Origin of the sequence: Rhodococcus chondri (assembly GCF_036327435.1) — a bacterium.
GTDB lineage: Bacteria > Actinomycetota > Actinomycetes > Mycobacteriales > Mycobacteriaceae > Rhodococcus > Rhodococcus chondri.
Genome location: NZ_JAUZMZ010000395.1, coordinates 1 through 674, shown reverse-complemented (window position 1 = coordinate 674; position 674 = coordinate 1). Strand labels below are relative to the sequence as shown.

The window sequence follows — 674 nt, the reverse complement described above, 5'->3', positions numbered from 1 at the left end:
GTCGGCCAGTCGTGGGGCGCCGTCGGCGTCAGCAAGCTGGAGGGCGCGGCGTGCCGCGGAGCCGCGTCGCCGGAGGCGGGGCGGGTCCGGATCGAGTACGTCGACCCGCCAGAGCATCCGACGGCCCGGGTCGCGCAGCAGCGCGCGGTCACCGATCCGGAGAGGTAGCGGCCGGTCGAGGGTGAGCCGGGCAAGGCCGTCCCCGAGTGGGCGACAGCGGACGTCGACATCCGCGGCCCCGACGTGCAGCACGGGGGCGGTCGGGGGACGGCTCGCGCCGGTGATCCGGATGTCCACGACGGAGGTGTGGTGCCACGCGCCGGGCGTGACGAGCACACTGCCCCGGGCCACGTCGTCGATCCGGCCGGTGAGGTTGAGGGCGACCCGGGCCACGCCGCTCACCGCCGTACGGTCGCGCCCCAGTGCCTGCACACCGCGCACCCGCAGCGGCGTTTCGCCGACGGCGAGGGTGTCGCCGACGCGGACAGTCCCGGCGGCAAGTGTCCCGGTGACGACGGTCCCGGCGCCGCGCACGGTGAACCGGCGGTCCACCCAGAGGCGGACATCGGCGTCCGGGTCCGGGTCCGGCAGGGCGGCCACCATCGTCGTCAGGGCGGCACGGAGGTCGTCGAGACCCTCTCCGGTACGGCCGCTGACGGCGACGACGGGAGCCC

General features: G+C 76.3%; 1 pseudogene. It reads right to left on the bottom strand.

The window, feature by feature from the left end:
* Positions 1-674, bottom strand: a pseudogene (locus Q8814_RS26370) (selenocysteine-specific elongation factor); the annotation flags it as partial.